Source organism: Bacillus thermotolerans (genome assembly GCF_000812025.2).
In the GTDB taxonomy this organism is placed as follows: domain Bacteria; phylum Bacillota; class Bacilli; order Bacillales; family Domibacillaceae; genus Quasibacillus; species Quasibacillus thermotolerans.
On the sequence record NZ_JWJE02000084.1, the window covers coordinates 1 to 7360 of the forward strand.

General features: G+C 35.6%; 8 protein-coding genes. All 8 read left to right on the forward strand.

Annotated features, from left to right (window positions below; all coding sequences use genetic code 11):
• Positions 1–359 precede the first annotated feature (359 nt).
• The gene (locus tag QY97_RS18365) at positions 360–491 is read left to right on the forward strand and encodes a subtilosin A family bacteriocin (protein WP_039236233.1); all 132 of its coding nucleotides are present in this window, start codon (positions 360–362) and stop codon (positions 489–491) included.
• Between the two features lie 60 nt (positions 492–551).
• Positions 552–668 (forward strand): subtilosin A family bacteriocin, encoded by a 117-nt coding sequence (locus tag QY97_RS18370; protein WP_039236236.1) that lies wholly within the window; start codon positions 552–554, stop codon positions 666–668.
• Between the two features lie 98 nt (positions 669–766).
• Complete coding sequence (locus QY97_RS18375; RefSeq protein ID WP_039236238.1) at positions 767–2101, forward strand: radical SAM/SPASM domain-containing protein; 1335 nt, start codon at positions 767–769, stop codon at positions 2099–2101.
• 158 nt (positions 2102–2259) lie between these two features.
• Positions 2260–2967, forward strand: a complete 708-nt coding sequence (locus QY97_RS18380; RefSeq protein WP_039236241.1) for an ATP-binding cassette domain-containing protein — start codon at positions 2260–2262, stop codon at positions 2965–2967.
• 28 nt (positions 2968–2995) lie between these two features.
• Positions 2996–4243 carry a hypothetical protein gene (locus QY97_RS18385; protein WP_156994627.1) on the forward strand — a complete coding sequence of 416 codons (1248 nt, stop codon included), beginning with the start codon at positions 2996–2998 and terminating at the stop codon, positions 4241–4243.
• The gene (locus QY97_RS18390) at positions 4227–5372 is read left to right on the forward strand and encodes a hypothetical protein (RefSeq protein ID WP_039236246.1); all 1146 of its coding nucleotides are present in this window, start codon (positions 4227–4229) and stop codon (positions 5370–5372) included. Before QY97_RS18385 ends, QY97_RS18390 begins: the two co-directional genes overlap by 17 nt.
• A gap of 2 nt (positions 5373–5374) precedes the next feature.
• Complete coding sequence (locus QY97_RS18395; RefSeq protein WP_039236249.1) at positions 5375–6475, forward strand: insulinase family protein; 1101 nt, start codon at positions 5375–5377, stop codon at positions 6473–6475.
• A gap of 2 nt (positions 6476–6477) precedes the next feature.
• The gene (locus tag QY97_RS18400) at positions 6478–7074 is read left to right on the forward strand and encodes a hypothetical protein (RefSeq protein WP_039236252.1); all 597 of its coding nucleotides are present in this window, start codon (positions 6478–6480) and stop codon (positions 7072–7074) included.
• Positions 7075–7360 lie beyond the last annotated feature (286 nt).

The window sequence follows — 7360 nt, forward strand, 5'->3', positions numbered from 1 at the left end:
GAGTATTATAAAGGGGTACATGGCATAGAGTACAAATTATCGGATATTCTCTAACCATGAAAAGGACCGGGCTATGCCCGGTTTTTCTTATGGTTTTATAAGCTAATTGATTGATTTAAGAGAGCATAAAGGAACGGTCAGATAGAGCAATTGAAGTCAAACATATGCGTGCACCGCAGTTTTTTTGCGAGGCCTTGCAGTGGGTTTGTGGCAGCAGCTTATCATTCATATGCTACATTATAAATGAGCGCTCGAACTAAACAAATCTACTTATTTATAATTAAGGATGATAGCTATCAGACTAGTCACTCTTAAGAGGGTTAAAACCTTGGTGCAAATATAATGAGGAGGGGTCTATTATGGAAAAAGGTATTATGGTTGCGAATAAAGGATGCAGTGCTTGTTCAATTGGTGCTGCTTGTTTGATCGATGGTCCATTCCCTGATTTTGAAATCATGGGCATTACCGGGACATTTGGTATTTCAGGTTAAGAAATGAATGCAGAAGAATTTTGCAAGTTAAGCAATCATGATAATCAGGAGGACTCTGAGATGGTTGCTAGCAAAGGCTATAATGCTTGTTCAGTTAGTACGGTCTGTGTGATTGATGGCCCGTTTCCTGATTTTGAGATTGTGGGCATCACTGGAACAGTAGATATTTCAAATTAGAATTTGATGTAGTCTTGGGATGTTGGACGTCTGGTTCTAAAACATTGGCATAGCAAATTTTATTCTTTGCTATGCCCTGTTTATGAGGAGGGGATACAGTGGGGAAGTATGTATATTTTAATGGGAATGCCCGCATACACCAATTGCCTCTAGGTGGGGTCATAGAAGTCAACTATAAAGATACAAAATTCAAAGTGGATGAATTTGAATATTTAGATATAAATGAAACAGCCTATGAAGCTTGCATGTCCTTCGATGGGACTCGTGAACCGTTAGAAATTTTAAAGAGTATGTGCCAAAAATACAATGAGGACTTAAGTGAACACTTGCCGTGGTTTGAAAACTTAGTCAGAGAATTGCTGCAGAAAAATGTATTGAGTATTTCCGAAAAGAAAGAATACCGCCCCATACATACTAGTGGGAGTAAAGAGTATGTGACACCATTGCACGCCACTTTTGAAATTACACATAAGTGCAATCTGGAGTGTAAGCATTGCTATTTAGAAAGTTCACCAAAAGTGGAAGATACTCTATCTTTAGAAGAGTTTAAAAGGATAGCATCAGAGATGTATCATAATGGGGTGTTGACCTGTGAAATTACTGGAGGAGAAGTTTTTGTACATCCACAGGCGAAAGAAATGTTAGAGTTTAGTCTTGGTTTATTTCATAAAATAGGAATATTAACCAATGCAACACTACTAAGGGAAGATGTATTAAATCTGCTTACGGCTTACAAGGAAAAAATCATCGTCGCCATCTCGTTAGACAGCGCTAATCCGGAAAAACACGATAAATTTAGAGGCAAGCGTAACGCATTTAAACAAACGTGTAGAAATATTCAACGATTAGCGGAGAGAGGCATCTTCGTCAGGGTCGGGATGTCTATTTACGAGGATAATATGTGGGAGATAGGAGAAATGGCCAGCCTTGTGAGAAGTTTAGGCGCAAAGGCTTTTGCCTACAATTGGATTGACGACTTTGGCCGGGGAAAGAACATGGAAGACTTGAAGAAATTTAGAGATTCAATGAAAGAGTTCAATGAGTTTGAGATGAAAGTTGTTGAAGCAAACCAAGATATCATACCGTTGGTTCCTCTAAGCAGGAATAAGGCTAATAACTGTGGAGCGGGCTGGCGATCAGTGGTCATGGACCCGCATGGGAATTTAAGGCCATGTGCATTGTTTCCTAAAAACTTCTCTTTGGGGAACTTGAAAACGCAAGATTATAAGAAGATATTTTCTGGAGAGATTGTAAATAAGCTTTGGCAGCTGCAGGCTCCTCAACAAAGCAGTTTATGTTCTAAAGAATGCCCGTTCAGTAGTTATTGCAGCGGCTGTTATTTGAAAGGGCTAAATGCTAATAAAAATCACCGTGAGCATCATTGTAATTGGACGAAAGGTCAGTCATTGGAACCTTTATTGGAATACGTTTAGGAGTGGTTTTATGAACAAGAAGATGTTAAGTTTAATCATTTGTTTAGTCTTTATAGCAGGGGCAGTCAATTTTGCTATAAAACAAGACTGGTTATTTAGTCTATTCTTCCTTGCTATTTCAGCTCTGTTTGCCATCAGGTTTTTTCAGAGTGGTTCGAATGGATAAAATCATAGAAATCAAAAATTTAACGGTTTGGTATGAAAGAAATGTTAATGTCTTAGAAGACATTAACATTTCTTTCCGCACCGGGAGAATATATGCTTTGCTAGGAGCAAACGGCTCAGGGAAATCCACTTTAATAAATGTTCTATGTGGAGTCCATTCTCGATTTACAGGCATGGTCAATATGGACGGCATTACAATTGCTGACTCCGCACAAGTGAAGGACATAAATGAAAGTAAATATAAAAGATTTTATATATCCGATACCCCGATGGCGTTAGATGAAATGACGAGCACCCAATATATCAAATTCTTACTAGACTCATATAATGTAAAATGGCATCGAGAGCGATTTGATGATTTGGTCCAATTATTTCAGTTTGAAAAATATCCTTTTTATAAAATCAAGCACCTTTCATTAGGAAACAAGCAGAAGGTTTCAATAATCGCGGCCTTCATGATTGACCCCCCTATCCTTATTCTAGATGAACCATTAAATGGATTAGATTTAAAATCTGTAGATGTGTTCTTAGGCATGCTGCGGGAATATGTATCTAAAAACCGGTTGGTGATTATTTCTTCCCATCTAGTTGATATTGTAGAGAAGTGGTGTGATGAAGTTTACTACATTAAAAATAAGAAGATAGGAGACAGCATCATAATCAGTCCCTCTACAAACTTAAGAAAGGAACTCTCATTGTAGTATGATGATCCTTCAGTATGTAAATGCGTTGATTAAATGGGATAGTGATAAGTATATACCTAAAAAGATGTTCATCAACCTCGCAGCATTAGGCGTACTTATCTATTTAGAATACAGTTTAATCAAACATTATGCGATTGGTTTCTATGTTTTAACAAAGACATTTTTAAAGGTGGCCATTGTACTTTCAAGTGCTTACTTGTCATATGCGTATTATAAGTCGTTAAAGAATACGAGCTTATATAAAAACCTATTATATATTCCGGTTGATAGGCTAAAATTTCTGCTGGCATTATCTTTCTATATGATTTATGAAATTAGCATTCGTAAACTGATTTTCCTATTAATCCTGCCTGTTTATTCATTGATTAATGGCACTGTAGCTGGAGTAGAAGGCATGCTCGTTGTTACGCAATATGTATTGCTGTCATATGCAGGGGTGTTGTTGGGGATCTTGATAGGTGAAAGCATCCAAAAAAGGTGGATACGATTCTTGTTGGCGATGTTACTAGTGTCAATTACATATTTATCATCGATTTCATTAAGTATACTCGCACTGTTATTAGCAATCGTGTGTTGCATTGGCGCTTTCAGCCAGCTGTATTTTAACCCGATGAAGGAATCGGCAAATTCCAAGGGTCATAAAGAACAGTATTCTTTGTTTGTAAGAGAGTTAGAACGTTTTCTAAAGGAAAAACCTAGTGTGATTAATTATTTAGGTATCATCACGTTTGGTATGTTTCTTATTTTCAACCTTCATGATAATCCTTTTGGGCAGACCGATATAAAGTATTTATTTATCTTGATACTTGTCTTTGCTGTTTCGCCAATCTATCTATTATTTTCTCTAGATAAACATAGTAGAGAAGTATTTATTTATTATCCAATCAATCGAAAAATGGTTTTTGCAGCTAAGTATTTATTCTCTTTGATATTGTCATACATCATTTTATCCGTGTATTTGATTTTTACGCATTTTCTAGATCAGACACCCATTATTATTTGGTTCAAATTATATATCATCTCAGCGCTTGCTGTGTTTGTAAGGGTGAAGTTTGATGAGTATCAACCGATTCTAGATTGGAATAATACTCAGCAAATATGGAAAAACCCTAAAAAATATCTCTCTTTCTTAGTTATCACTCCGATCATGTTTTTAGTATTTGTGAAGAATCTAACAATTTTTTTCATATTGGTTGGATTACTAATCATAGGGATCATGACTGTACGTAAATATGTAAAGGTAGAGAAAGGATATTATGGATATAAAAATTAATGGTATTAAAAAGTATACGATTCATGTTTTGGCGAAGGTTTCTGCAAGCGGCATGGAATTTACTCAGGAAAAAGACTTTGAACATCAACTGCTGTTAACTGATATGTTAGAAACAGTGATTAGAAAATCTGTAGAAGTAAATCCGGTTCTACACTTCCATTTACGAAAATCTATCATAATGAATCACTCTTATTTCATTCTTGGACTCAATTATATTCCTCCAGCCTTTGCTACAAAGAATGTTAAAAGCATCCATGAAATCTACCAGGCGATACAAGATGTTAATGATTTGCAACTGTTGGATGAATTTGAAAAATCAAAGGAAAAACTGATTAATAAAATACAACAATATAAACATTCCGACTCCCATTCTGGAAGTATTCGTTTAAAGGATCGGTTATTTGCAGATAAGAAATATGGTTCAGATCGGCTGGGGAATTTTGAGAAGATGAATAAGATTACTGATAACATCATTTATGCAGCTCCCGATATGGTTAATAAAATCTGTGAAGGAGACGGCCTCTTTTACCATATAAATGATGGAGCGATACATATATCAAATATTAAAGATTTTAATTATTACATTCCTGCTGTCATAAATGAGGGAGTGGAAGACATTCGAACTGATTTCTCTAAGGAATATAGCATCCTGACATGCGCCTATACGTTTGAACATGTAACTGACTTAGAGAGGGAAATCCTTATCCCAATGTTTGATGGGTATATCGGAAAATATGGACATTCCGTTCTATTTAAAACGTTACGCTTGGTTGACGAAAATTTGTATCATATCTCCTCACACTACGATCAGGAGAGTAACCTCTTATTTATTACGGTGTTATGCAGTAAAAATCAACTTTCAACTATATTGACAAAAATACAGCATACCATTGAATCTATCGAATTTGATTCCGTAAGTTTCTCTTTATCGAAGGTGATGTTTGAGAATGAAAGCAGATTTAGATTTGAAGACATCAATGGATTATTGTCGCATGTGATAAAACAACATGGAGAGTATAAAAACCCTGAGAGTTTTCTAAAAGCCATACAAAATACAGATATAGCTGACTTTTATCGGTTAAAAGCAAACATGCGATGGGTAGGGACCTCCATCGTGGAAGGTGGTTGACGATGCTTAATAAATCCTTTGTTAAAAAACTAGATGAGTCATTGAACCGAAAACAAGTCGGTTCTACCAATGTGACAAGGTATAAGATTGAGGATTCTTATTTAGTGTTGGCAGCTGTAAGAGTAGGGATTGGCGGGCTTACTTATCATAATGGAGCTGCTCATTTCTTAGAACATCTAAAGTTTTGGAGATACGGGGAAAATATTTACAATCTATTTTTCCAAAGAGGGGCCATTTTAAATGCCTATACGACTCTCGAATTCACAGATTACGTATTTTTATCTAAGGAAGAATCAATCAATGAGAATTTGAATCTGCTTTTGACCTTTTTATATCATCACCAATATGATGAAAAGACGATCAGTTTAGAGAGAAATATTATCATCAACGAAATAAATGGTGCCGGGACCGCTAGGTTAAATGGACAAGAGAGTATAGAAAAGGAAAGACATTGCATTTTAGGGAGTGCAGAATCCATTAGCAGGATGGGAAGAAAAGAATTTGAGCTTATATCTCAAAAGTATTATACACCTGAAAACACATCCATTTATGTAATTGGAGGCAACCAGGACATAGACCTCTTCCACATACCAACGGCTGTAATGACGACACAATATGGAAAACCAACCCATAAGGTGAATGTCAATGAGGTTGAAATGAACAAAGATATGATATTGTTGCCAGTCGAACATGGCGATTACTTGAAAAACCGAATGATTTGTCATCTTATAGCTGACATGATAAAACATTTAGCTCAACAATTAGAATACGATGTATCCGTTGGGTTGTTTATATCTACAAATCAACACTCATGTTATTTAAAGGTGAAAAAGAGTGATCAGAAACGATTCTCATCACTCATACAGCAATTAAGCATGGATGAGCATTTCATCGAAACATATATAAAAGATTATCAATGGAGATTCATGAACGAATTAGTAATCAATTTTAATCAATTACACAATATTTATGATTATATGACAGAATACCGGTTAGGAGAATATACGGTGGCTGAGTTGTTCGGGTCCCTTGATTCAGTGGATAAGCTTGATATCTTAGCGGTTAGAAATGAATTGATAAATCAGCTGACAGTTGGTGAGTAAATATGAGTATCGCAAAAAATAAAACAATCATTTTGTTTATCGCAGCAGCCATGTTTTATTATTTTTCGGGGATGTCAGTATTGCTTGATACATACATTGTTCGTATAATTCCCAGTGACATAAACCCGATTTTAAACGTTGTCCTGATTTCCATCATATTTAGTTTCATCCTTTTTCCTGTTCAGTCTAGATTTTTTAGAATTATACAACTAATGAATCAAATGAACAGGGACTATCAAAAAGAAGTTAAGGATAAGGACTTCAACATTGAAGAGTTTCGAAAAAAGTATAAGATGATAAACAAGCATACTATTTTGGCTTTGCTTATTTGCCAAGTCGTTTTGTTCGGATTAGGTTTAAAAGTCGTGAAACATGTAGATATTACTTTGCCTCTATTGGCGGTTATAGGGATATATCTGGCTTTCTATTTAGTCCTTTTCTTTTCATTTAAAAACATGATGATCAAAGGAATAAAAGAAAATTATTTACGGCATGGGATTTTCCTAATCATGGGTATTGCGTTTACTCTGATCGTTCTAGATATTCCCGAGATGATTTTTATCATGGTCTTGCTTATTCCTTATGTATATAAATCTTGATCGATATTCAACATGTTTTTTACCTAACAGATCAAGGCTTGTCCCTCCAACGTTTCCCATGTCATCGTTTTTGGCAGTTGTCTCTCGCTAATCCGTTTTATTTATAGGCAGGAGATGATTGGAGGGTTCCTTCGGTTAATTCTTAATTGGAAATTCACTTCACCTTTACTCCTTTGTTTTATGTCATTTCCTAATACATGGACCTGAGTCAATATTTTGGACAGAAAAAAGTTAACTCGTTAAGCTGACATGCGTATTAGGTCTTCCACTTCTTGAGGTGTTCGAT

What these genes read in the sequence shown, in the direction of transcription:
- QY97_RS18390 (WP_039236246.1), top strand. Translation starts at nt 4,227, where the DNA reads ATGGATATAAAAATTAATGGTATTAAAAAGTATACGATTCATGTTTTG.
- QY97_RS18380 (WP_039236241.1), top strand. Translation starts at nt 2,260, where the DNA reads ATGGATAAAATCATAGAAATCAAAAATTTAACGGTTTGGTATGAAAGA.
- QY97_RS18365 (WP_039236233.1), top strand. Translation starts at nt 360, where the DNA reads ATGGAAAAAGGTATTATGGTTGCGAATAAAGGATGCAGTGCTTGTTCA.
- QY97_RS18370 (WP_039236236.1), top strand. Translation starts at nt 552, where the DNA reads ATGGTTGCTAGCAAAGGCTATAATGCTTGTTCAGTTAGTACGGTCTGT.
- QY97_RS18400 (WP_039236252.1), top strand. Translation starts at nt 6,478, where the DNA reads ATGAGTATCGCAAAAAATAAAACAATCATTTTGTTTATCGCAGCAGCC.
- QY97_RS18395 (WP_039236249.1), top strand. Translation starts at nt 5,375, where the DNA reads ATGCTTAATAAATCCTTTGTTAAAAAACTAGATGAGTCATTGAACCGA.